Raw genomic sequence first — 25,551 nt, 5'->3', positions numbered from 1 at the left:
TTTCGCGGCCTGTCCGAATCAATACAGGCCGGGTATTGGCCTAGTCTAACCGAATGAAACGGAAAATACCCACTGTTTGCTTTCAATCACTTGGACAGCATTCTTGAACCACGAACGCGACGCAACCCCCGGTTCCACTTGCACTTTGGGGGGTGGATGGTATTGAGCGCCTCATCTGCCTGTAATCCAAAGGAACAACGCCCGTGGACCTGACTGCGCTGCGCAATGCCAATCCTGAACACTGGAACAAGGCTGCGGCTATCCGCACCCTGACCCTTGACGCCGTCGCTGCCGCCAATTCCGGCCATTCCGGTATGCCAATGGGCATGGCCGACGTTGCGACCGTGCTGTTTGAAAAGCACCTGAAATTTGACGCCTCGGCCCCGAACTGGCCTGATCGTGACCGGTTCATCCTGTCTGCTGGTCACGGTTCGATGCTGGTCTATTCTCTGCTGTATCTCACCGGTCATGCGGACGTGACGCTGGACGAGATCAAGAACTTCCGCCAGCTGGGTGCGAAAACTGCAGGCCACCCGGAAAACTTCCTGGTGGACGGGATTGAAACCACGACCGGCCCGCTGGGACAAGGTATCTCGAACGCCGTGGGTTTTGCCATGGCCGAAGAAATTCAGCGCGCGCATTACGGCAAAAAAGTCGTCGATCATTACACTTACGTGATTGCGGGCGACGGCTGCCTGATGGAAGGCGTCAGCCAGGAAGCCATCACTCTGGCTGGCCGTCATGAGCTGAGCAAGCTGATTGTTTTCTGGGACAACAACAACATCACCATCGACGGCACCGTGGATATTGCCGATCGAACCGATCAGGTGCGCCGTTTCAAGGCTTCGGGCTGGAACGTGATTGAGATCGATGGCCATGATCCGATCGCGATTGATGCGGCCATAGTACAAGCCAAATCATCGAACAAACCATCCATGATCGCCTGCGAAAGCCATATCGCGCTGGGTCACGCCGCACAGGATACCTCCAAAGGTCACGGCGCATTGACCGATCAGGATCAGCTGAAAGCCGCCAAAGACGGCTATGGCTGGCCCCATGACGCCTTCGTGGTCCCTGCTGACGTCAAATCGGCTTGGGAGGCCATCGGGGCCCGTGGCGCGGCTGAACGCGCCGAATGGGAAGAGCGTTTCGCGCAGATTTCCGAACGCAAACAGGCCGAATTCAACCGCGCCTATGCGTTTGATGCACCCAAGAAACTGGCCGGTGCGATCCGTTCGTTCAAAAAGCAGATGTCAGAAGATCAGCCGAAACTCGCCACCCGCGCGTCTTCGGAAAAGGTTCTGAACGTCGTGAACCCGATCATGCCCGAGACCGTTGGCGGTTCGGCCGACTTGACCGGGTCGAACAACACCAAATCTGCGGATATGGGCGTATTCCTGCCGGAAAACCGCAAGGGTCGCTATATTCACTATGGTATCCGTGAGCACGGAATGGCCGCAGCGATGAACGGTATGGCGCTGCACGGCGGTATCCGCCCATATGGCGGCACGTTCATGGCGTTCACCGACTATGCCCGCCCTTCGATGCGTTTGGCCGCTTTGATGAAGGTGCCTACGGTCTTCGTGATGACCCACGACTCGATTGGTCTGGGCGAAGACGGCCCGACCCACCAGCCGGTTGAGCATCTGGCCATCTCGCGCGCGACGCCGAATACTTATGTGTTCCGTCCAGCCGATGTGGTTGAAACGGCTGAGGCATGGGAACTGGCGCTGACGTTCAAGGACAGCCCTTCGGTTCTGTCGCTGACCCGTCAGGGCGTGCCGACGGTTCGCAAAGAACACAAGACCAAGAACCTGACCGCACAGGGCGCGTATGTTCTGGCCGACGCGGACAGCAAACGTCAGGCCATCCTGATCGCCACCGGGTCCGAAGTATCGCTGGCGATGGAAGCCAAAGCGATGCTTGAGGCTGAAGGCATTGGCACCCGCGTCGTCTCAATGCCCTCGATGGAGCTGTTCGCCAAGCAGGATGAAGCCTATCGAAAGCGCGTCCTGCCAGGTGGACCCGTCCGCGTTGGTATTGAGGCCGCCGTTCGCGCCGGTGGCTGGGATCGCTGGTTGCTGGGTGAACGTGGTCGCGAAGCCAAAGCCGGCTTCATCGGCATGTCCAGCTTCGGTGCGTCGGCCCCAGCCGGTGAACTGTACAAGCATTTCGGCATCACCGCCGAGGCGACAGTGGCCAAGGTCAAGGAACTGCTGGGTCAATAAACGCTCGGCTCATCAGCCAGATACAAAAAGGGCGGCTTTGGCCGCCCTTTCCTATTTTGGCTGCTTTAGCTCGGCCTTCAACGCCGTATAGGCCCGTTTCGCATAATCCAACCGCAACTCATACCGTTCTGCTGGCACAATCCCATCGGCACGTTCAGCCCTGCAGCAGACAAAACCTGCCTAACATGCGTTCCATATAGCGGAATGAATTGCGCCGACTGGCCGCTGAGCAGGTTAAACAATCGCCCCCCTGCCCACTTGGCGCGTCGGGCCGCAGTCTCCGCCGTGTCGATCCGGAAATACAGTACCTGGTAAAGCCTGAGCGGTTCAAACGGCATTTGTTCCACGCCAAGGTTCATGGCCGACAAGGCCGCCGTTTTGCGTTTGGCTGCGCGCCCCTTCAATTGTATGCGGACCCAACTCTGAACCGGTCGATAAGCCGGCAAATGGCTCAGGTCACTCATTTCAGGATTCTCAATTCAATGGGCATCAGTCTTCTTTGAAAACATCCCGATCATCGGCCCGACCACCTTTGTCGCCACCGGGATCAGAGCAAACCCCCATGCCAGACCGAACACACCGTCCATCGTCGCCTTGGATACCCATTCAACAACACCGGTCCACTGCTCAGACACGGAATGACCAATGGCATAGGCCCAGTCGTGGATGTGGTGTCCCAGCCACCCAAAGCCCAGAACCTCCATCCCGTGAATGATGATGGAACCGCCGACCCACAACATCGCGGCGGTGCCGATTATGGACAGGATTTTCATGACAACCGGCATAGCTTTGACCAACCCGCGCCCCAGCCCTCGCCCAATCGGTGTCGGTGCGTTTTGCGCGAGGTACAGCCCGACATCGTCCATCTTCACGATCAGGGCAACTGACCCGTAGACCGCCACGGTGACACCGATCCCCACAACCGCCAAGGTCGCGGCCTGCATCCATAGGTTTGGGGCCTCAATCGCGGCCAGCGCAATCGTCATGATTTCAGCCGAAAGGATAAAATCCGTCTTGATCGCGCCTTTGACCTTTTGCTCTTCCAGGTGGCCGGGGTCGCGAATGGCCATGTCTTCGTCGATAACGTGACTGCCATGAGGGAATAGGACATGAAATATCTTCTCGGCCCCTTCGAAACACAGGTAAGAGCCGCCGATCATCAACAAAGGCGTAATCAACCACGGAGCAAAATTTGCAAGTAGCAAAGCAACCGGCAGCAGCAGGATAATCTTGTTGAATATGGAGCCACGCGCGATGCGCCAAATGATGGGCAACTCGCGCGCCGGGGCGAATCCTTGAACGTATTTCGGGGTCACTGCGGCATCGTCGATGATCACACCAGCGGTCTTTGCACCCGCCTTTCCGGCCGCCGCGACCACATCGTCCACGGACGAGGCCGCAACCTTTGCAATACCTGCTACGTCATCCAATAGGGCCAACAGACCGCTCATGGTGTTTCCTTTCACTTCACCTGCCACAACCGGAGCCTACCCGATCCGACGGCTAGCGCAAGCGTTAGCGCAACCGGCGCAGGTTTGCGCTAACACGTTAAAAATATGTCACTTTTGGTCTTTTGAGAAAGCGCTTTGACAGCTATATGGCGTCCAACGCAAGCGCATTTGGAGACAGCACATGACCATCAAGGTCGGTATCAATGGTTTTGGCCGCATTGGCCGCTGCACGTTGTCGCATATCGCGGCATCCGCCCGCAACGACATCGAAGTGATCAAGGTCAACGCAACCGGCCCGCTGGAAACCACAGCGCACCTGCTAAAGTATGACAGTGTCCACGGACGTTTCCCCCGCGATGTCGCAATCGATGGCAAAACCATGGATCTGGGCCGCGGCCCGATGGAGATGTTCTCGACCTATGACATGAACGAACTGGACTGGGATGGCTGCGATGTCGTTCTGGAATGCACCGGTAAATTCAATGACGGTCTGAAAGCCAAAACGCACCTGGATCGCGGTGCACAAAGGGTACTGCTGTCTGCCCCGGGCAAAAACGTCGATAAGACCATCGTCTATGGTGTAAACCACAACAGCCTTGTGGCCGATGACAAAATGGTCTCGAACGGCTCGTGCACCACGAACTGCCTTGCTCCGCTTGCCAAGGTACTGGATGAGGGCATCGGCATCGAGAACGGCATCATGACCACGATCCATGCTTATACCGGCGACCAGCCGACCCTGGACCGCCGTCACAGCGATTTGTACCGCGCCCGTGCTGCCGCGATGTCGATGATCCCGACCTCAACAGGTGCCGCGAAAGCACTGGGCGAGGTTCTGCCCAACCTGAAAGGTCGCCTGGATGGTTCGGCCATTCGTGTTCCGACCCCGAATGTTTCTGCGGTTGATCTGACATTCCGCGCCGTACGTGATGTAACGGTAGAAGAAGTGAACGCCATCGTACGCGAGGCCTCGCAGGGTTCGATGCAGCGCGTTCTGGGCTATGAGCCCGCTCCGCTGGTTTCGACCGATTTCAACAACACCGAAGAAAGCTCGATCTTCGCACCCGATCAGACCCGCGTGGTCGGCGACCGCATGGTCCGCGTTCTGGCATGGTACGACAACGAATGGGCGTTCTCGGTCCGCATGGCAGACGTTGCAGTTGCCATGGGTCGCCTTAACTAAGGTTGCTTTGAAATCTTGAACCTTTTCGCCCGCTCAGGTTAACTGGGCGGGCGTTTTCGTCCGGGGCTAGCATGACAAATCAAATCGCCATTTGGCTTGCCCTGCTCATTCTGGGCTTGTTCGTTATCAGCTATGCCCTCTTTGGAACCGAACAATTCGTGTTCCTTGGCAAGAAACTCTACTTCTTTCTGGACTGGCTCGCCTTCTGGCGTTGACTGAGGTTTTGCTTGACTTTTTCTCTGATCTGGCTTTGTTAGCGCTAACTTCATATTGGCCGCAATTCGCACGGAGCAGGACATGACACTCAAGCTGGCAATCAACGGATTTGGACGGATCGGACGCGGCGTGCTGCGGGCCGTCATGGAATCCGGGCGGACGGACGTTGAAATCGTTGCGATAAACGACTTGGCGAAGCCGGAAATGAACGCGCATTTGTTCGAATTCGACAGCGTCCATGGCCGGTACGGCAAACCGGTCACTTTAACCGAGGCAGGCCTGGACGTTGGAAACGGTCCGATCCGCCTGAGCAGCGAACGCGAGCCGGAAAAACTGGATTGGTCCGATGTGGACGTCGTTCTGGAATGCACTGGCGTATTCCGCACACGCGAAGCTGCATCCCGCCATTTCACGAACGGATCGAAGAAGGTTTTGATCTCGGCCCCAGCCCGCGGCGATGGCGCGGTAAAAACGATTGTGTTCGGCGTCAACGATCACGAGCTGACGGCTGAAGATAACGTGGTGTCCAACGCGTCTTGCACGACCAATTGCTTGTCACCGGTTGCCGCAGCACTGGATGCAGGGCTTGGCATTGTGCATGGCAACATGACCACGGTTCACGCCTACACAGCCAGCCAACCCGTCCACGACACTGCCGGGAAAGACCCATACCTGTCCCGCGCGGCAGCATTGTCGATGATTCCGACCACAACAGGCGCGGCCTCTGCCGTTGGCCTCGTCTTGCCGCAATTGGCCGGAAAACTGACAGGTCAGGCTATTCGTGTCCCAACCCCGAACGTGTCCGTGGTTGATCTGGTCGCCGAAGTCTCGCGCCCGACAACGGAAGAAGAAGTCAACGCGCTGTTTACCGAAGCCGCAGCCAGAATCCCCGGAGTTCTGGCGGCAGAGAACCGCCCGTTGGTCTCGGTGGATTTTAACCACGACCCACACAGTTCGACCGTTTCATTGCCGGAAACCAAGGTGACCGACGGCACACTGGTGCGTGTGCTGGCGTGGTATGACAACGAATGGGGTTTTTCGAACCGGATGCTAGACACCGCCGCGGCGATGGGAGCCCTATCCTAAACGGTCACGCAGCGCAGCATTGACGCGGGGCGTGACGAATTTCGACACGTCCCCGTCCAACCGGGCGATTTCCTTAACCAACTTGGAGGCAATGGCCTGATGCCGCGCCTCGGCCATCAGGAAGACCGTCTCGATCGAGTCGTCCAATGCCCGGTTCATTCCGACCATCTGGAATTCATACTCAAAATCCGCAACAGCCCGCAGCCCGCGGACAATGATCTGCGCCCCAACATCACGGGCGCAGTCGATCAGCAGGTTTTCAAAGGGATGCGCAACGATTTCGGTTCCCGTTTGCTCGGTCAGATGAGCACATTCCGCCTCGATCATCGCAACGCGTTCCTCGAGCGAGAACAAAGGCCCCTTATCGCGGTTGATCGCAACGCCAATGACGAGTTTGTCCACCAAAGCAGCCGCACGGCGAATGATATCGATATGACCCAAGGTGATTGGATCGAATGTTCCGGGATATAATCCAACCCTCATCGCGGCCTCCTGCGCAATAAAATTTCTGCGCAAGCAAACATAACTTCGCCGCAGGTGCAAGAGGCAGCTTTGGGGTTCAAGGGCCTCAATGCCCCATGATCATGCCTTGCAGCGCGTCTTTTTCCATAGCCAGTTCTGCCAGCTGCGCCTTTACCACGTCGCCCAGTGTGACGATCCCCACCAGCTTGCCATCTTCGACAACGGGCATGTGGCGAAATCGTCCTTCGGTCATGCGGGTCATGATATCCTGAACCGTGTCCTGCTGAGTGGCTGTCACAAGGTTACGGGTCATATAGGCGCTGACTGGCTTCGCCAGGCAACCACTGCCGCTTGCGGCCAGCTCCCTTACGATGTCCCGCTCGGAAAGGATGCCAGATGCCGTTTCGCCGCCATCTTCTGATACAACAACCGTCCCGATCCGTTTTTCGGCCAGGATTTTCGAGGCGTCAGCCACAGTGATTGTCGGGCTGACTGTCTCGACCCCTCCGGTGGCCTTGGATTTCAGAATGGCCTGAACGAGCATAAGCGTAACCTCCGAAATAATGTCCTGTTTTCCAAAGCGTTGCCGGAATGCTTAAACCTGTCAAGGTGACACTTGAGCCTCAAGCCGCTCAACCTCTTCCCGAATACCCTGCGTCAAGGCCTGCGCAAACCGGTTCAATCTTTCATTCCGCTGATCGCCCTGATGTCGCACCAGGTGAAAACTCCGGGTCAAACTCACCTGATCCGCCAGGATTTTCTGCAGGTTGGGATGAAACGGCAAGGTGAAGTCATGCGCCACACAAACCCCCGTTCCAAGCGTGGCCTGCCGCAGCTGAACCGACACCGAATTCGATGCAAGCGCGACACGGTCAACACCGATATCCACTAGATAATCCAGCTCGCGGTCAAAGATCATATCCGGAATGTAGCCAATCATGCGATGGCCACTCAGGTCCTGGATCGAACGGATTGCCGGGTAAGAGGCCAGATAGTCGCGCGTCGCAACAAGGTGCAGTTTGTAATCGGTGATTTTCTGGACCAGAAGGCTCCCAGCTGTTGGTGCACTGACGGTCACCGCCATATCAGCCTCGCGCCGGGACAGGTTGATCACGCGCGGCAGGGCCAGAATCTGAATATCCAGATCGGGGTTTGCATCGCTGATTTTCGCGCAGACCTGCGGCAAAAGATAGTTGGCCGACCCGTCCGGCGCGCCAATCCGTATTTGTCCGCTGAGCGTTTTCGACGTGCCCGCCATCGCGCCAGCTGCCGCGCGCATCGCCTCTTCGGCTTTCAGCCCGTGTTCCATCAGGCGTTCGCCCGCAGCGGTCAAAAGGTAGCCTTGTTGCGACTTGGTAAACAGGGGGGCTTCCAATGAGGCTTCCAACCGAGCAATCCGCCGCCCGACGGTGGCTGGGTCTATCTTGAGCTGACGCCCGGCAGCCGAAAGGCTTTCTTCGCGCGCGACGGCCAGAAAGACCCGCATATCATCCCAGTTTGGTGTCACGCCCCGCCCTTTGCATTTTTGCAAAACATCTTTGGGACATTGCCTCTATTCAAGCAATTTATGCAAGCCTATTGTGCGCACAAACGCATCGGAGGAGATCTGCAATGACCGAGCTGTCCCATTTCATCAACGGCGAGAATGTCGCCGGAACCTCAGGACGATTTGACGACGTCTTTAACCCCGCCACTGGCGAGGTTCAGTACAAGTGCCCGATGGCAAGTGCTGCTGAAACCACGGCGGCAATCGAAAGCGCAGCCGCCGCGCAGCTTACCTGGGGTGCAACCAATCCACAGAAACGCGCACGTGTCATGATGGCCATGGTTCACCTGATGAACCGCGACATGGACAAACTGGCCGAGGCGCTCAGCCGCGAGCATGGCAAAACCATCCCAGACGCCAAGGGCGACTTGCAGCGCGGTCTGGAAGTGATCGAATACTGCATCGCCGCACCGCAGATGCTGAAGGGAGAGTTCACCGACAGCGCAGGCCCTGGCATCGACATGTATTCCATGCGGCAGCCGCTGGGTGTTGTTGCATCCATTATGCCGTTCAACTTCCCAGCCATGATGCCGCTTTGGCACGTAGGCCCTGCCCTGGCCTGCGGCAACGCAGTGGTTCTGAAACCGTCCGAGCGTGATCCCTCCGTTCCCCTGATGCTAGCAGAGCTGTTTGTCGAAGCCGGCCTGCCCAAGGGCGTCTTCCAGGTCGTCAATGGCGACAAAGAGGCCGTGGACACTCTGCTGGACAGCGATACCATTCAGGGCGTGTCCTTTGTTGGCTCGACCCCGATCGCGCAATACATCTATTCCCGCGCGACTGCGAACGGTAAGCGCGCGCAGTGTTTCGGCGGCGCCAAGAACCACATGATCGTCATGCCTGACGCGGATCTGGATCAGGCGGCCGACGCTTTGGTCGGTGCCGGGTTTGGCGCGGCGGGCGAACGCTGCATGGCCATCTCGGTTGCTGTGCCCGTTGGCGAAGAAACAGCCGACGCACTGATCGAAAAGCTGATTCCACGCGTTGAAAAGCTGAAGGTCGGCCCCTACACCGCCGGCGATGACGTCGACATGGGCCCAGTTGTAACCGGTGCTGCCAAAGAGCGTATTCTTGGTCTGATCAACTCGGGCGTAGAACAAGGCGCGAAGCTGGTTGTTGATAACCGCGACTTCAGCTTGCAGGGCTATGAGGACGGCTTCTTTGTCGGCCCACACCTGTTCGATAACGTGACGCCCGAGATGGACATCTACAAGCAAGAGATCTTTGGCCCGGTTCTGTCGACCGTGCGCGCAGGCTCTTATGAAGAAGCACTGAAACTGGCGATGGATCACGAGTACGGCAACGGCACTGCAATCTTCACTCGCGATGGCGACACCGCGCGCGACTTTGCCAGCCGTGTGAATATCGGCATGGTCGGGATCAACGTTCCGATCCCTGTTCCGCTGGCCTACCACACCTTTGGCGGCTGGAAAAAATCTATGTTTGGTGACCTGAACCAGCACGGTCCGGATAGCTTCAAGTTCTACACCCGCACGAAAACCGTCACAGCGCGCTGGCCGTCGGGCATCAAAGAAGGTGGCGAATTCAACTTCAAAGCGATGGACTGATTTCCCACCCAAACAAATTCAAAAGGCCGCCCCGTTGGGCGGCCTTTTTCGTTGCGCGGCGAGGGGTCAGTTCTGTAGAAATTCGCGCAATGTGACTCTGCCATCAAAATTCGCGTCAAACTCGGCCATGACCATCCGCAGCTCGTGCGCAGGGATACAAGCTTTGGCAATGCCTTCGATCTTGTCGCTTTCAACCATGGTCAAGCATTCGGCCGACAGCGGCTCATCCATTTCCGGATCGGGGAACTCGATGAGATCCCGCACTTCCATGGCCACAAATTCATCCGGGGACACCACGCCATTTTCGTCGGCATCATATTCGAGAAACTCCACCGCCCGCTCTGCCAGATAGAAGATTTCGAATTCAGAATATTCGACGTGACCATCTGCGTTGGAATCCGCCCGATCGATCTCCTCGGCTGCAATAGCCTCTGGTGTGCAGGATTCTTTTGCCGCATCACAATCATTCCCGACGATGAGGCCCTCTTCTTCCGTCAGGAATTGGTACAATTCCGGTTCAGTAATCACCCCATCCCCGTCGCGATCCAACTCGGCAAAGAAGATCCGCGCCATCGGCGTTGCTTGTGCAGGTGTTTGGGCAGACCCCCAATAAAGACCAGCCAGTAACAAGACCGGCAGCAGATAGAGCGTCTTAGGGGCAAAACGGCTGAGCGTTCGAATGGGCATTTCATCTTCTCCGACGGTGTCTGGTGAAGGCCCTGCCAGCTCGCGGTCGATCACACCACGCACGAGTTCGCTCATCGACGATCCGCGCTGTTCGCTCAGATCTGCCAACTTGCTTTTCAACTCATAAGATACGCGAATTTCCAAGGTTTCCGATTTCTTGGTCATATCGTGCGGTCTCCGAACATCTGTGGGCCTGCCCCCTAGAACTGGAGCAGACATGCCCGAAAAAATACCCCAAGCCGTGTCCCGCAAACAGCAAAAACCTGTCCGGACACCGAGTATTCCCCCGTCCGGACAGGCAATAAACTGCGTCAAATGTGTAAATCTCACGGAAAATTTAAGCCAAGCATCTGGCCCTGAGGGACAGCAGTTACTAAATTGCCGGAAACCATAGAGCATTCCTTCAGGAGGCATCCGTGTCCAGTTCCCGTATTAATCGTCGTACCGCCTTGCTGGGTGTTGCGTCCGTCCTAGCGACGCCGACGCTTCTGCGCGCCCAAAGCTCAGATGCTTTCCCAACAACAGAAGAGGCGATCGGCACGCAATTGCCGGTGCGCCGCAATGTCTCGTCCTTCTCGCAACAGAACTGGCAGGACCATTTTGACCAGCTGGGCGCTGGCGCTTTGCTGGCCGATATCACAAGCCGCGCGGTGCACTATTGGGGACCCGATGGCACCTACAAGCTGTACCCCAGTTCGGTACCGATGAGCGAAGAGCTGACCAAGCGCGGCTATACCAAAGTTGTGCGCAAAGCGGAAAACCCAAGCTGGACGCCGACCGCCTCGATGCGCGAACGCGACCCGCTTTTGCCGGTTCGTATGGAAGGCGGGGAGCCCGGCAACCCGCTGGGTACACGCGCCATGTATCTAGGTTGGCCAGCTTATCTTGTGCACGGAACTCATGATACGCGAAAGATCGGACGCCAAAGCTCGTCAGGGTGCATTGGCCTGTATAACCAACATGTCGAGGAGCTTTATCCTCTGGTAAAAGTCGGAACCCAAGTCAGATTAGTCTAACGAAAAAGCCCCGGTCATCAGAACCGGGGCTTTCTTCTTCTCAGATGGGGGTCTTATTCCGGCAGGATCACCGCATCGACGACGTGGATCACACCATTGCTGGTTTCGATGTCGGCCTGAACGACTTTAGCGTCGTTCACTTTTACGCCGTTCTTGGCGTTCACGCTCAGACGGTCGCCTTGTACGGTAAGCACCTTCGCACGTTTGCCAGCGATATCACCCGACATCACCTTGGCCGGGACCACGTGATAGGTAAGGATTTCGACCAACTGATCTTTGTTTTCCGGCAACAGCAGCGTTTCTACCGTGCCTTCGGGCAATGCAGCAAACGCCTCGTCCGTTGGCGCGAAAACGGTGAACGGTCCGTCGCTTTTCAGCGTATCGACCAAACCGGCGGCCTGAACGGCGGCGACAAGGGTGTTGAACGAACCGGCTGATACTGCGGTGTCCACGATATCTGCAGCCTGCGCCTTTACAGGCAAGGTCAGTGCAATTGCGGCGGCGGCGCCCATAAACGTGCGACGAAACATGGCTGTCATCTCCTCTCCAGCTTGTTATGGAAAGGGGTACGGGCGCTTTGTCGCACCGGATCACTATCAGATCAATTTTCTTTGACCTGCACCCAGATGCTTTGGGCACGGCCGTCTTTCAAAAACGGCAAAGCTTCGACCGCGTCGGGGCGATCCTGTTGCAGGTAATATCCGGGCCAAAGCATTGAATATGCACCAGATTGCAGCAAGGCATGCAGCATGTACTGCTCACCCCAGCCCGGGCAATCATAGAAGAACCGGTTGGGATATTCGTAGGGCAGAAAAACATCGTGCACATGAATGACCACACCGGGTTTGAGCGTCGGAATGATGCGGCAGAACAGGTGCGCGACGTCATTGCTCATGCGAACAACGTGGCTGGAATCGATGAACAACACGTCACCGGATTCGAGTTGCTCGAACAGTGCCGGATCGACTTCTTCCAGACGTTTTTGTTCGAACTCATCCACCACATGCGCGATATCTGCCCGTGGATGCGGATCGATTGCGGTGACCTTGGTCTGCAATCCGCCGTCAATTATCGCCTGTCGCGTCACACGGGTCGAGTTGCCGCAACCCACCTCAATCACACGCTTGGGTTTGAACCGGCGGATCATCAGATACAGCGCGTCCGCATCCGGACTGTCGTAGTAGCCGTTGTTAATACGATATCCGGTCTTGTTGCGCGCAGGGTCTTTCAGAGCTTCCAGCGAAGCGGAATGTTCTTGGTATTCCGACACCAGCTGGGCAATGTCGAACCCCTCCATCCCCGGTGACAGGGCATAGGCAGGCCGGGTCAAACCCCCTGCCCGTTCGAACGCCTCAAGACGCGCACGCTCATCCCGTTCGGTCACTTTGTCGATCAGTTTTACACCAAACCGGTCAAGCGCGGCGTTCAGCCGGGGGAATTTCCTTGGTTTCACGGGGGGCTCCGGGTTTGGTGACGGTCTAGACGCCTCCTTACCTGTGCGCATGGGGGCTTCGCAAGAACCCAGCTGGCAAACACTTGGCAAAAAGACAATTTCCGTATTCACTGGTCAGAACACAGTTGCGAGGGCCGGAATGCAGCAGGAATTTACGCTGGGCATCGAAGAAGAGTATCTGCTGGTTGATCGAGACAGTCTGGAACTCGCCGAAGCGCCTGCCGCCTTGATGGAAGCCTGCCAGGCCGATTTTGAAGGACAGGTCAGCCCCGAATTCCTGCAATGTCAGATCGAGGTTGGTACGCGGCCGCATGTGACCATCAGTTCTGCGCGCGAGGATTTGAAACGCTTGCGGTCCTGTGTCTCGAAACGCGCCGCCGAGCACAACCTTGCCCCAATCGCTGTATCCTGCCACCCCTTTGCCGACTGGAAAAAGCAGCAACATACGCGCAAAGACCGATATGACGCCCTCCAACACGCGTTGGGCGGAGTGGCGCGGCGTATGCTGATCTGTGGCATGCATGTTCATATCGGGGTGGCCGATTCAGCCTTGCGCGCCGACCTGATTCCGCAGCTGTCCTACTTTCTGCCGCATCTCTTGGCCTTGTCGACGTCATCGCCCTATTGGAACGGAGAAGACACAGGTCTGTCTTCGTACAGGTTAACGGTATTTGACAACTTGCCCCGGACCGGTCTGCCCCCGATCTTTTCCGGCTGGTCCGAATATGAACGCACCACGGGCGTTCTGGTCGAACTGGGCGTGATCGAAGACACCACGAAAATTTGGTGGGATCTACGACCGTCGCACCAATATCCAACGCTGGAAACCCGGATCATGGACGTGCAACCCCGCATGGAGCATGCACTTTCACTAGCCGCAATGGTGCAGGCGTTAACGCGCATGTTGTGCCGCCTGAAAGACAGAAACCTCAGGTGGCGGCAATATGATCGGTTCTTGATTGGCGAAAATCGCTGGCGCGCGCAACGCTATGGCGTGGGCGAAGGGATGATTGACTTCGGAGATCGCTCAATCAAACCCATGCCGGAACTTATGGGCGAATTGATGGGTCTGCTGGCCGAAGACGCCGAAGCTCTGGGCACCATGACCGAGTTGGCAAAGCTGCAGCAGATTGCCCAGAACGGCACCTCGGCCACCCGCCAGCGCCGGGTACATGCCGAGGCAGCGGCAAAAGGTGATGACCCCGGCAAGGCTGTGGTTCAACACTTGATTGACGAATTCCATCAAGACCTCTGAACGTTGGCACGTTTTCCCGCACAAGAATGTGCCCGTGATTGATGGCCGTGCAAAATTTCTGTAAGGATTGGGAAATAAACACTCGTTCAATTCAACGGGCAGCGTGGGAGGCAATCCATGGATTTCGCAACAACCGAAGAGCAAAACGCAATCTTCGACATGGCCCATGATTTCGGGCAGGAAAACATCGCCCCATTTGCCCGCCAGTGGGAAGCCGACGGCACCATCCCCAAAGACCTTTGGCCGCGCATTGGTGAGCTGGGTTTCGGCGGCCTTTATGTCTCGGAAGACAGCGGCGGTTCTGGCCTGTCTCGTCTGGACGCCACGCTTGTGTTCGAAGCTTTGTCGATGGCCTGCCCCTCGGTCGCGGCCTTTCTGTCGATCCACAACATGTGCGCCAAGATGCTGGACAACTTTGCCAGTGACGAGCTGAAATCCCGCATCATGCCCGATGTTCTTAGCTTGAACACCGTGCTCAGCTATTGTCTGACCGAGCCCGGATCGGGTTCTGACGCGGCCGCTTTGAAAACCCGCGCTGAACGCACAAACGAAGGCTATACCCTGAACGGTACCAAGGCTTTTATCTCGGGCGGCGGGTATTCGGATGCCTATGTTTGTATGGTGCGCACCGGTCAGGATGGACCCAAGGGCATTTCGACGGTCTATGTCGAGGATGGCACCCCGGGCCTTAGCTTTGGTGCGCTTGAACAAAAGATGGGGTGGAAAAGCCAGCCTACAGCTCAGGTACAGTTCGACGATTGCAAGATCCCCTCCGACAACCTTGTCGGTGTCGAGGGCGACGGTTTTAAATACGCAATGAAGGGGTTGGATGGCGGACGTCTGAACATCGCGTCCTGTTCTCTAGGTGCCGCACAAACCGGGTTGAACATGACACTGCAATACATGTCCGAGCGGAAGGCTTTCGGGCAGTCCATCGACCAGTTTCAGGCCCTTCAGTTCCGTCTGGCAGATATGGAGATTGAGCTGCAGGCCGCCCGGACATTCCTGCGTCAGGCGGCGTGGAAGTTGGATCAGGGCGCGCCCGATGCAACAAAGTTCTGCGCTATGGCCAAGAAATTCGTGACCGAAACGGGATCGAAAGTGGTAGATCAATGCCTGCAATTGCATGGCGGCTATGGCTATCTGGCCGATTACGGTATCGAAAAGCTTGTACGCGATCTGCGCGTGCATCAGATTTTGGAAGGCACGAACGAGATCATGAGGGTCATCGTTGCCCGCCAGATGCTCTCTCAGCGCTGAGGACTTTATGTCAGACATCTATATTCGCACAGCAGGCCTTGCCGGTCGTATCACCCTGACCCGAACCAAGGCCCTGAATGCACTCAGCTATGACATGTGCCTGGCGATCGACACCGCTTTGCGCAACTGGCGTGAGGATGACGCGGTCGATCTGGTCATTCTGGATGCCGAGGGCGACAAGGCCTTTTGCGCGGGCGGTGACATTGCCGAGCTTTATGAGACCGGCACCAAGGGCGATTTTGAATACGGCCGAAAGTTCTGGCTCGATGAGTACCGCTTGAATGCCCTGATCTTCGAATACCCAAAACCGGTAGTCAGCTTCCTACAGGGTTTCACGATGGGTGGAGGCGTCGGCATCGGGTGCCATGGCAGCCATCGCATCGTGGGTGAAACGTCGCAAATCGCCCTGCCTGAATGCTCGATTGGTTTGGTTCCGGATGTCGGCAGCACACTGATGCTGGCACTCGCACCCGGACGGTTGGGTGAATATCTCGGCACTACCGGTCATCGTATGGGTCCAGCAGATGCCATTCTGGCCGGTTTCGCAGATCATTACATTCCGATCCAGCAATGGCCGGATCTGATCGACATGCTTGAAGCATCCGGCGACGCCAGCATTCTTGAAAGCCATTCCGACACGCCGCCCGAAGGCTCGTTGGTCGCAATGCAAGATGCAATTGAGACGGATTTCGGGGGCGAAACGCTTGGAGATATCCAGAACAGCCTGCGCAACTCGAACAATGACGCCGCCGCTGACGCACTGAAGTTGATCGGGCGCAATTCGCCACTCTCCATGGCTTGCACGGTCGAAATGCTGCACCGTCTACGCACTCCAAACCTGACCATACGCAAGGCGTTGGAACTGGAGTACCGATTTACCTATCGCGCGATGGAACACGGGGACTTTCTGGAAGGTATCCGGGCGCAGATCATCGACAAGGATCGCAACCCAAGCTGGCGCCATCAAAACCCAGACGTACCGGCTGTCGCTGTTTCAAAGATGCTACAACCTTTGGGCGCGGACACGCTGACTTTTGAGGAGGAATAAGGAATGAAAATCGGGTTTATCGGTCTGGGCAACATGGGCAATCCGATGGCGGCCAACCTTGCCAAAGCAGGGCATGATGTCAGCGGCTTTGACATGGCAGATGTCTCTGTCCCGGGTGTCACTATGGCCAGCTCCGGTCCTGAGGCCGCGACTGGTGCCGACATCGTCGTGACCATGCTGCCGAACGGACAGATCCTGCGGGCGGTGGCAAAAGAGATCATTCCCGCCATGGTGCCCGGAGCGATCTGGATCGACTGTTCAACGGTCGATGTCGACAGCGCCCGTGCCGTCGCTGAGCAGGCCAAAGGGGCGGACGTTCTCGCAGTAGACGCCCCTGTGTCAGGTGGCATCGGCGGTGCGGCAGCGGGTACGCTAACCTTCATGGCAGGCGGTAGCGACGCGGCGTTTGAAAAGGCATCGCCGCTGTTCGACATCATGGGTCAGAAGGCTGTGCATTGCGGCGAATCCGGTGCTGGTCAAGCGGCCAAGATTTGCAACAACATGATCCTGGGCGTAACCATGATCGCCACCTGCGAAGCCTTTGCGCTGGCCGACAAGCTTGGGTTGGATCGGCAAAAGATGTTCGATGTGGTCAGCACGTCCTCGGGCTATAGCTGGACGATGAACGCCTATTGCCCTGCCCCAGGTGTCGGCCCTGCAAGCCCCGCGGACAACGGCTATCAGCCCGGTTTCGCGGCTGAACTGATGCTGAAAGATCTTCGCCTCAGCCAGCAAGCTGCTGAAAGTTCGAACGCAGACACGCCCATGGGACAGGTTGCAACGGCGCTATATGAGAAATTCGTCGAATCCGAAGACGGGCTGGGCAAGGATTTTTCCGCCATGCTGCCACGTTTTGAAAACCGTACCAGGGGCTAGTCGCCACAGGGTGGCAGCTTCCTGCCCATCGGGTTGACCGGCGGACGAACAGCGGCCATCTGTTTCCTAACCGCGCTTTAACGCGAAAGGAAACATGATGTCGCGAATTCTGTCTGTTACTTTGACCATTGTCGCGCTTTCATTGAGCCCGGCTACAGCAATGGCAGGGAACGGAAAGAGTAAGGCGGGTCATTGCCCGCCAGGCTTGGCAAAAAAAGCAGTTCCCTGTGTTCCGCCGGGTCAGGTAAAAAACCTGTATAAAAAGGGCGACTATATCACGCGCGACTACCGCTGGATCAACGATCCCTACCGTTATGGTCTGAATCGCGGCGGATCCTACATTCGCGCGGGCGATTACGTTTATCGTGTCGACCCCGAAACGCAAAAGGTGCTGAACCTGATCGGCGCAGTGGCTGATATTCTTTACTAAGGAACTGCACTATTCCGCAGCAACGCGCGCACCGTCCAACATCGGTTTGAGATACCTGCCGGTATGGCTGCGGTCGACCTCGGCCACATTCTCGGGTGTCCCGGTTGCCACGATTTCACCACCGCTATCGCCGCCTTCCGGACCGATATCAATGATGTGGTCGGCGGTTTTGACGACATCCAGATTGTGTTCAATCACTACGACAGTATTGCCCTGATCGACCAGTTCATGCAGCACTTCCAACAACTTGCGCACGTCTTCGAAATGTAGACCAGTGGTCGGTTCATCCAGAATATACAAAGTCCGCCCGGTCGAGCGTTTGGACAATTCCTTTGAAAGCTTCACGCGCTGCGCCTCACCACCCGAAAGCGTAGTCGCCTGCTGTCCAACCTTGATATAGCCAAGCCCGACACGGGCCAGTGCATCCATTTTATCGCGGATCGACGGCACGGCCTTAAAGAACTCCTGCGCGTCCTCGACAGTCATATCAAGGACATCGGCGATGGACTTGCCTTTGAACTTGATCTCCAGCGTTTCACGGTTGTATCGCGCGCCCTTACAGGTTTCGCAGGTGACGTAGACGTCGGGCAGGAAGTGCATCTCAATCTTGATGACGCCGTCACCCTGACAGGCCTCGCACCGGCCGCCCTTGACGTTAAAGCTGAACCGTCCCGGTTTGTAGCCGCGCGCCTTCGCCTCGGGCAAACCGGCAAACCAATCGCGGATCGGTGTGAAGGCGCCGGTGTAAGTCGCTGGATTCGAACGCGGAGTTCGCCCGATAGGGCGCTGGTCAATGTCGATGACCTTGTCCAGATGCTCCAACCCTTTGATGGTTTCGCAGGGCGCCGGCGTTTGCCGTGCGCCGTTCAGACGCATGGAGGCAGTTTTAAACAGCGTCTCAATCGTAAGCGTCGATTTTCCGCCGCCGGAGACACCCGTGACACAGACAAACTTGCCCAGCGGAAACTCCGCCGTAACGTTTTTGAGGTTGTTCCCGGTCGCTTTGACAACCGTCACCTTCTTTTTGTTCCCTTTGCGTCGCTCAGCCGGGACCGAGATCTCGCGGGTTCCCGACAAGTATTGCCCGGTCATTGAGGCCGCATCAGCCGCGATTTGATCAGGTGTGCCTTTGCTGACAACCTGACCACCATGCACTCCAGCCCCCGGCCCGATGTCAAAAACATAATCCGCCTCGCGGATTGCTTCCTCGTCATGCTCGACGACAATCACTGTATTACCCTGGTCACGCAGGTTTTTTAGCGTCCCAAGCAAGCGATCATTGTCCCGCTGGTGCAAACCAATGGACGGTTCATCCAGAACGTACAAAACTCCTGTCAATCCCGATCCGATCTGGCTGGCCAGACGAATGCGCTGGCTCTCGCCACCAGACAAGGTACCACTTGAGCGGGACAGTGTAAGGTATTCTAAACCCACGTTATTCAGAAATCCTAGTCGCTCACGGATCTCCTTGAGAATGGCACGCGCGATTTCGTTCTTCTGGACACTTAGATGGTTCGGTGCATCTTCGATCCAGGCCAGGGCCTCGCGGATGGACATCTGGACAACCTGCCCAACATGCGCGCCTGCGATCTTAACCGCCAGCGCCTCTGGCCGCAGGCGATAGCCTTCACAGGCACCACAGGGGCGGTTGTTCTGATACCGCTCAAACTCTTCCCGAATCCAGGCGCTGTCAGTCTCGCGATAGCGGCGCTGCATATTCGGGATCACGCCCTCAAAGCTGCGGGTGACCTGATAGACCCGCCCGCCTTCATCATAGCGGAATTGGATTTCTTCGTCGCCGGAACCGCGTAGAAACACTTGCTGCACCTTTGGTGGCAGGTCCTTCCACGGCGTGTTCTTGTCGAACTCATAGTGTCGGGCAATCGCTTCGATGGTCTGCAGAAAGTACGGCGACTTTCCCTTGCGCCAGGGAGCCAAGGCCCCGTCGTATAGTTTCAGGGTCTGGTCCGGCACCACAAGACGTTCGTCAAAGAACAACTCGACGCCCAGACCGTCACAATCCGGGCACGCCCCGAACGGAGCGTTGAACGAAAACAAACGGGGTTCGATTTCAGGAATGGTGAAACCGCTGACCGGGCAAGCAAAGTTCTCGCTAAACGTGATCCGTTCCGGATCGCCCTCACGCGGCGCGGTTTCCAGAACGGCGATACCGTCGGCCAAGTCCAACGCGGTACGCAAACTGTCGGCCAGCCGAGTCTCCATCCCTTCGCGCACGACAAGACGGTCGACTACAACATCAATGTCGTGGCGATATTTCTTGTCCAGCGTGGGCGGTTCATCCAGCTCGTAGAATTCTCCATCGACCTTCACGCGCTGAAAACCCTGCTTGCGCAGTTCAAGGAATTCTTTTTTGTATTCGCCTTTGCGGTCGCGCACGATGGGGGCGAGCAAGTATCCGCGCGTCCCCTCTTCCATCGTCATGATGCGGTCGACCATGTCCTGAACCTGTTGCGCCTCAATTGGCTGCCCCGTGGCAGGGCTGTACGGCGTTCCGGACCGGGCGAATAGCAAGCGCATATAGTCATAGATCTCGGTGACCGTTCCGACGGTCGAACGCGGGTTCTTGGATGTTGTCTTCTGTTCGATAGAGATGGCCGGTGAAAGGCCGCTGATGTGGTCCACATCCGGCTTTTCCATCATGTCCAGAAACTGGCGCGCATAGGCTGACAGGCTTTCAACGTAGCGCCGCTGGCCCTCGGCATAGATCGTGTCAAAAGCCAAAGACGACTTACCAGACCCCGACAGCCCGGTGATCACCACAAGCTGATCACGTGGGATGTCCACGTCGATACCCTTGAGGTTATGTTCGCGCGCTCCACGCACTTCGATATTCTTCAGCTCAGCCATTTTTGGCCCCCAACACACAAGTGTCTTAGAAATAGGTGAACGACGCTGGAACTCCAACAGAAAAATTAGAACAAAGCAAGAACTGTCATTTATTCGCCTATCCAACAAAGCAGCATCGCAACTGACACGCCGAAGCGTGCAACAAGTTACGATTTCAACGCTGACTTTTGGGAAAATGGCGCGGTTGACGGGGCTCGAACCCGCGACCCCCGGCGTGACAGGCCGGTACTCTAACCAACTGAGCTACAACCGCGCATCTATTTTCGTGATCCCTTAACCCGGATCCAGGCTGACAGCAGTGGCGCGGTTGACGGGGCTCGAACCCGCGACCCCCGGCGTGACAGGCCGGTACTCTAACCATCTGAGCTACAACCGCCCGCTGTCTGTTCATCGCTGAACGTTTGGGTGTATTATGGCTACGCCCCGACATCGTCAAGCGGCGTTTTGAAGTTTTTTCGAAGAACCTGATTTTTTCCGATTGAGCCACCCACCCCCGAGGCCGGAAAACCAGCTTTTCATGAGGTGGATCGAATTCACCACAGGCCATCTTGCCAACCAATCCGAGTCGCTGTAACAGCAGCGCCTATGGGTGATTAGCTCAGTGGTAGAGCGCTTCGTTCACATCGAAGATGTCAGGAGTTCAAATCTCTTATCACCCACCATTCCACTTCCTCAGAATCAACACCTTCTAAGGCCTTGAAATTACAATACTTGCCAGCTTGCATTTCAGCTGCGTATCGTTCCTGCATCTGCCGTGTGATCAACCGGCGCTGAAGCACGGGGTTTCGCATGGCCAAATTGAAACGGGATATTGGCCTTGTCGGCCTGACCTTCATTTCGGTCGGTGGAATTATCGGTTCCGGCTGGTTGTTCGGTCCCCTCCTCGCAGTTCAACACGCAGGTCCTGCCGCTATCCTTTCGTGGATCATTGGCGCGGTGGCCATGTTCGTTCTTGCGATAACCTTCGCAGAGATTTCGGCCATGCTGCCCATTCCCGGGGGGATCGCCCGCGTCCCCCAGTTTTCGCACGGGAATATCGTTTCGATGGCAATGGGGTGGACCGCCTGGATTGGGTACAACACCACCGCCCCGATTGAGGTCGAGGCGATGCTTAAATACCTCGGGCCTTATGCTCCCTGGCTGCACACAGCCGCTACGGGCGATTTGACCGGCGCAGGTATCGCAGTGGCGTTGTTTTTCATGTTGTTGTTCGTTGTCATTAATGCGTTGGGGGTAAAATTCTTCACGCAAGTCAACGCGGCGCTGACATGGGCCAAAATTGCCATTCCTATCGTTCTATCGGTTCTGCTGATCGCAAGTCGATTTGACACCGGGAACTTCACCCAAGCGGGTGGTTTTGCGCCGTACGGCTTGCAGGGCATCATGGCGGCTGTTTCAACCGGAGGCGTCATTTTTTCCTTCATCGGTTTCCGCCATGTGGTCGATATGGCCGGTGAGGTTCGAAACCCCAAAGTGGCCATTCCTGCCGCGCTGGTGCTGTCCATTATTCTGTGTGCAGCCATTTACGTCGGATTACAGATCGCGTTTATCGGCGCACTTGACCCGGAGATGCTGAAGAACGGCTGGGCAAGCCTGAATTTTAGCGGTCAGGGGCCATTGGACGGGGTCATCCTATCCGTTGGGATCGTCTGGTTCCTGAGCGTTTTGAATGTCGGCTCGGTCATTGGCCCCTTTGGCAACGGTTTGGTGTCCACCGGCTCGAACGCGCGTATCGCGCTGGCCTTGTCACAGAACGGTTTCCTGCCAAAGCGTTTGCAAATACTGTCTTCATTTGGGGTGCCCTTGTGGGCCTTGTCTCTGAACTTTCTGATTGGAATTCTGTTCCTTCTTACGGTCCCGTTCACCACCGTTATTGCCCTGAATGGCGCGGCCATAGTCGTATCTTTTGCCGTTGGGCCAATCGCCGTTGTGTGCCTGCGCCGCCTGATGCCGGACCACCCGCGTTCCATTCGTATCCCTTTCGTCAAAGTGGTGGCCATCACGGCCTTCGCTGTCGCCACGCTCATCGTTTATTGGAGCGGATGGGACACCGTTTGGCGGCTTGGCATCGCGTTGATCGTCGGGTTTGTTCTTCTTCTGGCACGGTTCCACAATCGGTTGGACGAAATGGACGTGACCGAGGCCCTGTGGCTGGTTCCCTATTTCGGAGGGATCGGCTTGATCTCGTTCCTGGGACAGTTCGGGGAAGGTGCGCTTAAGCAAATCCCCTTTGGTTGGGATATTTTGCTGTGTGTTCTGTTTTCAATCGTCATTTTTGGTCTGGCGGTCCGATCCTCCCTGTCCGCCAAAAAGTTTCAGACTTACGTCGCCGAGGAAGAGGTTCTGGACCCGAAGAAACCCGTTATCGGCTTCTGAAAAAGAAAAAGGCGGGGAAAACCCCGCCTTTTCTTTGTCTATCGCCTATCGCTTAGTGCGTCGTGGCAGACGGGCTTGCGCTTTCAGTGGCCTTTGCAGCGGCTGCGGCAGCCTCTTCGGCAGCCTCATCCCACTCAATCGCTTCCGGCTCACGCACCAGCGCCAGTTTGAGAACTTCGGACACGTGCTCTACCGGAATGATCTTCAGACCTTCTTTCACGTTGTCCGGGATCTCAGCCAAGTCCTTTTCGTTCTCTTCCGGGATCAGGACCGTTTTGATGCCACCACGCAGGGCCGCCAGCAGTTTCTCTTTCAAACCACCAATCGGCATCGCATTACCACGTAACGAAACCTCACCTGTCATCGCGATGTCCTTGCGAACCGGAATACCGGTCAGCACGGATACGATCGAGGTCACCATGGCCAGACCAGCCGAAGGCCCGTCTTTCGGAGTCGCACCATCTGGCACGTGCACGTGGATATCTATCTTGTCGAACTTGGGTGGCTTCACCCCAATCTGAGGCGAAATTGACCGCACATAGGACGACGCCGCATCGATGGATTCCTTCATCACATCGCCCAGCTTGCCGGTGGTCTTCATCCGACCCTTGCCCGGCAGTTTCAGCGCCTCGATATGCAACAGATCACCACCGACCGATGTCCACGCCAGACCGGTGACAACACCAACCTGATCGTCCTGTTCGGCCAGGCCATAGCGGAACTTGGGCACGCCCAGAAACTCATCCAGATTGTCTGGCGTCACCGTTACAGATTCAGCCTCTTTCTTGATGATCTTGGTCAGCGACTTCCGCGCCACCTTGGCGATTTCACGTTCTAAGTTCCGAACGCCAGCTTCCCGCGTGTAAGTGCGGATGATCGAATGCAGCGCGTCATCGGTCAGTTCGAACTCCTTGGCCTTCAGGCCGTGGTTCTTCACCTGCTTGCTGATCAGATGCTGTTTGGCGATCTCACTTTTTTCGTCCTCGGTGTAACCGGCCAGCGGAATGATCTCCATCCGGTCCAGCAAAGGCCCAGGCATATTGTAGCTGTTGGATGTGGTCAGGAACATCACGTTGGACAGGTCGTATTCGACCTCAAGGTAGTGGTCCATGAACGTGCTGTTCTGCTCCGGGTCCAACACCTCGAGCATCGCCGAAGCCGGGTCACCACGGAAGTCCTGCCCCATCTTGTCGATCTCGTCGAGCAGGATGAGCGGGTTTGTGGTCTTCGCCTTTTTCAGCGCCTGGATGATCTTACCAGGCATCGAACCGATATAGGTCCGACGGTGGCCACGGATCTCGGACTCGTCACGCACACCGCCCAGCGAGATGCGGATGAACTCACGCCCCGTCGCACGTGCAACCGACTTACCAAGCGAAGTTTTACCCACACCCGGGGGGCCGACAAGACACATGATCGGGCCCTTTAGCTTCTTCGAACGTTGCTGAACGGCAAGATATTCGACGATCCGCTCCTTGACCTTCTCAAGGCCATAGTGATCGGCATCAAGAATGTCCTGCGCGCGGCCCAGATCCTTTTTCACGCGGGATTTGGTACCCCACGGCAAGGCCAGAATCCAGTCCAGATAGTTGCGTACGACGGTAGCCTCAGCTGACATCGGGCTCATGTTGCGCAGCTTCTTCAGCTCGCCTTCGGCCTTTTCACGGGCCTCTTTCGACAGCTTGGTCTCTTCGATCTTGGCTTCCAGTTCGGCCACTTCATTGCTGCCGTCTTCGCCATCACCAAGTTCCTTCTGAATGGCCTTCATCTGCTCATTCAGATAGTACTCGCGCTGCGTCTTCTCCATCTGGGTTTTGACGCGTGTCTTGATCTTTTTCTCGACCTGCAGAACCGACATTTCGCCCTGCATCAAACCATAGACCTTCTCAAGCCGCTCGCTGACGCTGAGGGTTTCCAGCAGGTCTTGCTTTTGCTCAACCTCGATACCCAAATGACCCGACACAAGGTCAGCCAGCTTTGCCGGTTCGGTGGATTCCCCAACCGCGGTCAACGCTTCTTCGGGGATGTTCTTGCGTACTTTCGCGTAACGCTCGAATTCATCCGCAACCGTGCGCTGCAGCGCTTCGGTCGTGGTCACGTCACCCGGAATCTCGGTCAGATACTCGGCGCGGGCCTCAAAAAACTCTTCGTTTTCAAGAAATTCCGTGATCATCACACGGGCTTGGCCCTCGACCAGAACCTTTACGGTGCCGTCCGGCAGTTTCAGCAATTGCAGTACATTGGCCAGCACACCGGACCGGTAGATGCCGTCCTCGGTTGGGTCATCGTCGCTCGGGTCGATCTGGCTGGACAACAGAATCTGCTTGTCGTCCTGCATCACTTCTTCCAGCGCCCGGACGGATTTTTCCCGACCGACGAACAGCGGCACGATCATATGCGGGAAGACCACGATATCGCGCAGCGGCAGCACTGGGTATGAGGAGTTCAGGGGCTCTTGCATGCTCTATCCTTATCATTGGCAAGACGGCTCTGGTCCCTCATCGAGGCAACGCCCGGCCGTCTCCTGTCTTGGACGATAAAGGTG

The 25,551-nt window shown here is 56.7% G+C and carries 22 protein-coding genes and 3 tRNA genes; 13 read left to right on the top strand and 12 right to left on the bottom strand.

Going from position 1 to position 25,551, the window contains the following annotated elements; translation table 11 throughout:
- The first annotated feature begins 203 nt into the window (after positions 1-203).
- The gene (gene tkt, locus AC2FIB_RS02825; RefSeq protein WP_496733153.1) at positions 204-2,228 is read left to right on the top strand and encodes a transketolase; all 2,025 of its coding nucleotides are present in this window, start codon (positions 204-206) and stop codon (positions 2,226-2,228) included.
- A gap of 77 nt (positions 2,229-2,305) precedes the next feature.
- Here tkt and AC2FIB_RS02820 read toward each other — a convergent pair whose 3' ends face one another.
- Both AC2FIB_RS02820 and AC2FIB_RS02815 read right to left on the bottom strand, forming a co-directional pair.
- Positions 2,306-2,692, bottom strand: coding sequence for a hypothetical protein (locus tag AC2FIB_RS02820; RefSeq protein WP_496841711.1), 387 nt, complete (start codon positions 2,690-2,692; stop codon positions 2,306-2,308).
- Positions 2,693-2,707: 15 nt separating this feature from the next.
- Positions 2,708-3,679 (bottom strand): DUF808 domain-containing protein, encoded by a 972-nt coding sequence (locus AC2FIB_RS02815; protein ID WP_496733151.1) that lies wholly within the window; start codon positions 3,677-3,679, stop codon positions 2,708-2,710.
- Between the two features lie 181 nt (positions 3,680-3,860).
- Here AC2FIB_RS02815 and gap (AC2FIB_RS02810) point away from each other — a divergent pair, with 181 nt between their 5' ends.
- The 3 genes from gap (AC2FIB_RS02810) (at position 3,861) to gap (AC2FIB_RS02800) (ending at position 6,164) form a co-directional block, all read left to right on the top strand.
- Positions 3,861-4,862 carry a type I glyceraldehyde-3-phosphate dehydrogenase gene (gap, locus tag AC2FIB_RS02810; RefSeq protein WP_496841710.1) on the top strand — a complete coding sequence of 334 codons (1,002 nt, stop codon included), beginning with the start codon at positions 3,861-3,863 and terminating at the stop codon, positions 4,860-4,862.
- 71 nt (positions 4,863-4,933) lie between these two features.
- Positions 4,934-5,077, top strand: a complete 144-nt coding sequence (locus tag AC2FIB_RS02805) for a hypothetical protein (RefSeq protein ID WP_282151119.1) — start codon at positions 4,934-4,936, stop codon at positions 5,075-5,077.
- A gap of 82 nt (positions 5,078-5,159) precedes the next feature.
- Complete coding sequence (gene gap, locus AC2FIB_RS02800; RefSeq protein ID WP_496733149.1) at positions 5,160-6,164, top strand: type I glyceraldehyde-3-phosphate dehydrogenase; 1,005 nt, start codon at positions 5,160-5,162, stop codon at positions 6,162-6,164.
- Here gap (AC2FIB_RS02800) and coaD read toward each other — a convergent pair.
- The 3 genes from coaD to AC2FIB_RS02785 all read right to left on the bottom strand — a co-directional run bounded on the left by coaD (position 6,156) and on the right by AC2FIB_RS02785 (position 8,133).
- Positions 6,156-6,647 carry a pantetheine-phosphate adenylyltransferase gene (gene coaD / locus AC2FIB_RS02795; protein ID WP_170412872.1) on the bottom strand — a complete coding sequence of 164 codons (492 nt, stop codon included), beginning with the start codon at positions 6,645-6,647 and terminating at the stop codon, positions 6,156-6,158. The genes gap (AC2FIB_RS02800) and coaD overlap by 9 nt on opposite strands.
- Before the next feature lie 85 nt (positions 6,648-6,732).
- On the bottom strand, positions 6,733-7,170 hold the full coding sequence (locus AC2FIB_RS02790) for a CBS domain-containing protein (protein ID WP_496733148.1): 438 nt from the start codon (positions 7,168-7,170) through the stop codon (positions 6,733-6,735).
- Positions 7,171-7,230: 60 nt separating this feature from the next.
- A complete protein-coding gene (locus AC2FIB_RS02785; protein WP_496733147.1) occupies positions 7,231-8,133 on the bottom strand; it encodes a LysR family transcriptional regulator in 903 nt (300 codons plus the stop codon).
- 104 nt (positions 8,134-8,237) lie between these two features.
- Between AC2FIB_RS02785 and AC2FIB_RS02780 the strand changes: the two genes are divergently transcribed.
- Positions 8,238-9,737 (top strand): CoA-acylating methylmalonate-semialdehyde dehydrogenase, encoded by a 1,500-nt coding sequence (locus tag AC2FIB_RS02780; protein ID WP_108858716.1) that lies wholly within the window; start codon positions 8,238-8,240, stop codon positions 9,735-9,737.
- A gap of 66 nt (positions 9,738-9,803) precedes the next feature.
- On the opposite strand, the gene AC2FIB_RS02775 is transcribed toward AC2FIB_RS02780, so the two are convergent.
- Positions 9,804-10,589 carry an EF-hand domain-containing protein gene (locus AC2FIB_RS02775; protein WP_496841709.1) on the bottom strand — a complete coding sequence of 262 codons (786 nt, stop codon included), beginning with the start codon at positions 10,587-10,589 and terminating at the stop codon, positions 9,804-9,806.
- Positions 10,590-10,840: 251 nt separating this feature from the next.
- Between AC2FIB_RS02775 and AC2FIB_RS02770 the strand changes: the two genes are divergently transcribed.
- Positions 10,841-11,440: a L,D-transpeptidase gene (locus tag AC2FIB_RS02770; protein ID WP_496733144.1), complete on the top strand. Its 600-nt coding sequence runs from the start codon at positions 10,841-10,843 to the stop codon at positions 11,438-11,440.
- Positions 11,441-11,493: 53 nt separating this feature from the next.
- Here AC2FIB_RS02770 and AC2FIB_RS02765 read toward each other — a convergent pair whose 3' ends face one another.
- Together AC2FIB_RS02765 and AC2FIB_RS02760 are read right to left on the bottom strand one after the other, a co-directional pair.
- Positions 11,494-11,970 (bottom strand): fasciclin domain-containing protein, encoded by a 477-nt coding sequence (locus AC2FIB_RS02765; RefSeq protein WP_496722649.1) that lies wholly within the window; start codon positions 11,968-11,970, stop codon positions 11,494-11,496.
- Positions 11,971-12,041: 71 nt separating this feature from the next.
- Entirely contained in the window at positions 12,042-12,893 is an 852-nt protein-coding gene (locus AC2FIB_RS02760) for a class I SAM-dependent methyltransferase (RefSeq protein ID WP_496841708.1), read from the bottom strand.
- Positions 12,894-13,032: 139 nt separating this feature from the next.
- On the opposite strand from AC2FIB_RS02760, the gene AC2FIB_RS02755 reads away from it, so the two are divergent.
- The 5 genes from AC2FIB_RS02755 (at position 13,033) to AC2FIB_RS02735 (ending at position 17,762) form a co-directional block, all read left to right on the top strand.
- Positions 13,033-14,148, top strand: coding sequence for a carboxylate-amine ligase (locus AC2FIB_RS02755; protein WP_282118526.1), 1,116 nt, complete (start codon positions 13,033-13,035; stop codon positions 14,146-14,148).
- 117 nt (positions 14,149-14,265) lie between these two features.
- Entirely contained in the window at positions 14,266-15,408 is a 1,143-nt protein-coding gene (locus tag AC2FIB_RS02750; RefSeq protein WP_496733142.1) for an acyl-CoA dehydrogenase family protein, read from the top strand.
- Positions 15,409-15,415: 7 nt separating this feature from the next.
- Positions 15,416-16,456, top strand: a complete 1,041-nt coding sequence (locus tag AC2FIB_RS02745) for an enoyl-CoA hydratase/isomerase family protein (protein WP_496841707.1) — start codon at positions 15,416-15,418, stop codon at positions 16,454-16,456.
- A gap of 3 nt (positions 16,457-16,459) precedes the next feature.
- A complete protein-coding gene (gene mmsB, locus AC2FIB_RS02740; protein ID WP_496733140.1) occupies positions 16,460-17,332 on the top strand; it encodes a 3-hydroxyisobutyrate dehydrogenase in 873 nt (290 codons plus the stop codon).
- 97 nt (positions 17,333-17,429) lie between these two features.
- A complete protein-coding gene (locus AC2FIB_RS02735; protein ID WP_058271892.1) occupies positions 17,430-17,762 on the top strand; it encodes a hypothetical protein in 333 nt (110 codons plus the stop codon).
- A 9-nt stretch (positions 17,763-17,771) separates the two neighbouring features.
- On the opposite strand, the gene uvrA is transcribed toward AC2FIB_RS02735, so the two are convergent.
- The 3 genes from uvrA to AC2FIB_RS02720 all read right to left on the bottom strand — a co-directional run bounded on the left by uvrA (position 17,772) and on the right by AC2FIB_RS02720 (position 21,006).
- Entirely contained in the window at positions 17,772-20,630 is a 2,859-nt protein-coding gene (gene uvrA / locus AC2FIB_RS02730; RefSeq protein WP_496733139.1) for an excinuclease ABC subunit UvrA, read from the bottom strand.
- A gap of 176 nt (positions 20,631-20,806) precedes the next feature.
- A tRNA-Asp gene (locus tag AC2FIB_RS02725) sits at positions 20,807-20,883 on the bottom strand.
- 46 nt (positions 20,884-20,929) lie between these two features.
- A tRNA-Asp gene (locus tag AC2FIB_RS02720) sits at positions 20,930-21,006 on the bottom strand.
- Positions 21,007-21,217: 211 nt separating this feature from the next.
- Between AC2FIB_RS02720 and AC2FIB_RS02715 the strand changes: the two genes are divergently transcribed.
- Together AC2FIB_RS02715 and AC2FIB_RS02710 are read left to right on the top strand one after the other, a co-directional pair.
- Positions 21,218-21,292, top strand: a tRNA-Val gene (locus AC2FIB_RS02715).
- Between the two features lie 127 nt (positions 21,293-21,419).
- Positions 21,420-23,006 carry an APC family permease gene (locus tag AC2FIB_RS02710; RefSeq protein WP_496841706.1) on the top strand — a complete coding sequence of 529 codons (1,587 nt, stop codon included), beginning with the start codon at positions 21,420-21,422 and terminating at the stop codon, positions 23,004-23,006.
- Between the two features lie 52 nt (positions 23,007-23,058).
- Here AC2FIB_RS02710 and lon read toward each other — a convergent pair whose 3' ends face one another.
- Complete coding sequence (gene lon / locus AC2FIB_RS02705; RefSeq protein WP_058277828.1) at positions 23,059-25,467, bottom strand: endopeptidase La; 2,409 nt, start codon at positions 25,465-25,467, stop codon at positions 23,059-23,061.
- Positions 25,468-25,551 lie beyond the last annotated feature (84 nt).

It is taken from the genome of Ruegeria sp. YTSA072, from assembly GCF_059610285.1.
This window is presented reverse-complemented; position numbering and strand designations above follow the sequence as displayed.

What these genes read in the sequence shown, in the direction of transcription:
- AC2FIB_RS02820 (WP_496841711.1), bottom strand. Translation starts at nt 2,692, where the DNA reads ATGAGTGACCTGAGCCATTTGCCGGCTTATCGACCGGTTCAGAGTTGG.
- AC2FIB_RS02815 (WP_496733151.1), bottom strand. Translation starts at nt 3,679, where the DNA reads ATGAGCGGTCTGTTGGCCCTATTGGATGACGTAGCAGGTATTGCAAAG.
- gap (WP_496841710.1), top strand. Translation starts at nt 3,861, where the DNA reads ATGACCATCAAGGTCGGTATCAATGGTTTTGGCCGCATTGGCCGCTGC.
- AC2FIB_RS02805 (WP_282151119.1), top strand. Translation starts at nt 4,934, where the DNA reads ATGACAAATCAAATCGCCATTTGGCTTGCCCTGCTCATTCTGGGCTTG.
- gap (WP_496733149.1), top strand. Translation starts at nt 5,160, where the DNA reads ATGACACTCAAGCTGGCAATCAACGGATTTGGACGGATCGGACGCGGC.
- coaD (WP_170412872.1), bottom strand. Translation starts at nt 6,647, where the DNA reads ATGAGGGTTGGATTATATCCCGGAACATTCGATCCAATCACCTTGGGT.
- AC2FIB_RS02790 (WP_496733148.1), bottom strand. Translation starts at nt 7,170, where the DNA reads ATGCTCGTTCAGGCCATTCTGAAATCCAAGGCCACCGGAGGGGTCGAG.
- AC2FIB_RS02780 (WP_108858716.1), top strand. Translation starts at nt 8,238, where the DNA reads ATGACCGAGCTGTCCCATTTCATCAACGGCGAGAATGTCGCCGGAACC.
- AC2FIB_RS02775 (WP_496841709.1), bottom strand. Translation starts at nt 10,589, where the DNA reads ATGACCAAGAAATCGGAAACCTTGGAAATTCGCGTATCTTATGAGTTG.
- AC2FIB_RS02765 (WP_496722649.1), bottom strand. Translation starts at nt 11,970, where the DNA reads ATGTTTCGTCGCACGTTTATGGGCGCCGCCGCCGCAATTGCACTGACC.
- AC2FIB_RS02755 (WP_282118526.1), top strand. Translation starts at nt 13,033, where the DNA reads ATGCAGCAGGAATTTACGCTGGGCATCGAAGAAGAGTATCTGCTGGTT.
- AC2FIB_RS02750 (WP_496733142.1), top strand. Translation starts at nt 14,266, where the DNA reads ATGGATTTCGCAACAACCGAAGAGCAAAACGCAATCTTCGACATGGCC.
- AC2FIB_RS02745 (WP_496841707.1), top strand. Translation starts at nt 15,416, where the DNA reads ATGTCAGACATCTATATTCGCACAGCAGGCCTTGCCGGTCGTATCACC.
- mmsB (WP_496733140.1), top strand. Translation starts at nt 16,460, where the DNA reads ATGAAAATCGGGTTTATCGGTCTGGGCAACATGGGCAATCCGATGGCG.
- AC2FIB_RS02735 (WP_058271892.1), top strand. Translation starts at nt 17,430, where the DNA reads ATGTCGCGAATTCTGTCTGTTACTTTGACCATTGTCGCGCTTTCATTG.
- uvrA (WP_496733139.1), bottom strand. Translation starts at nt 20,630, where the DNA reads ATGGCTGAGCTGAAGAATATCGAAGTGCGTGGAGCGCGCGAACATAAC.
- AC2FIB_RS02710 (WP_496841706.1), top strand. Translation starts at nt 21,420, where the DNA reads ATGGCCAAATTGAAACGGGATATTGGCCTTGTCGGCCTGACCTTCATT.
- lon (WP_058277828.1), bottom strand. Translation starts at nt 25,467, where the DNA reads ATGCAAGAGCCCCTGAACTCCTCATACCCAGTGCTGCCGCTGCGCGAT.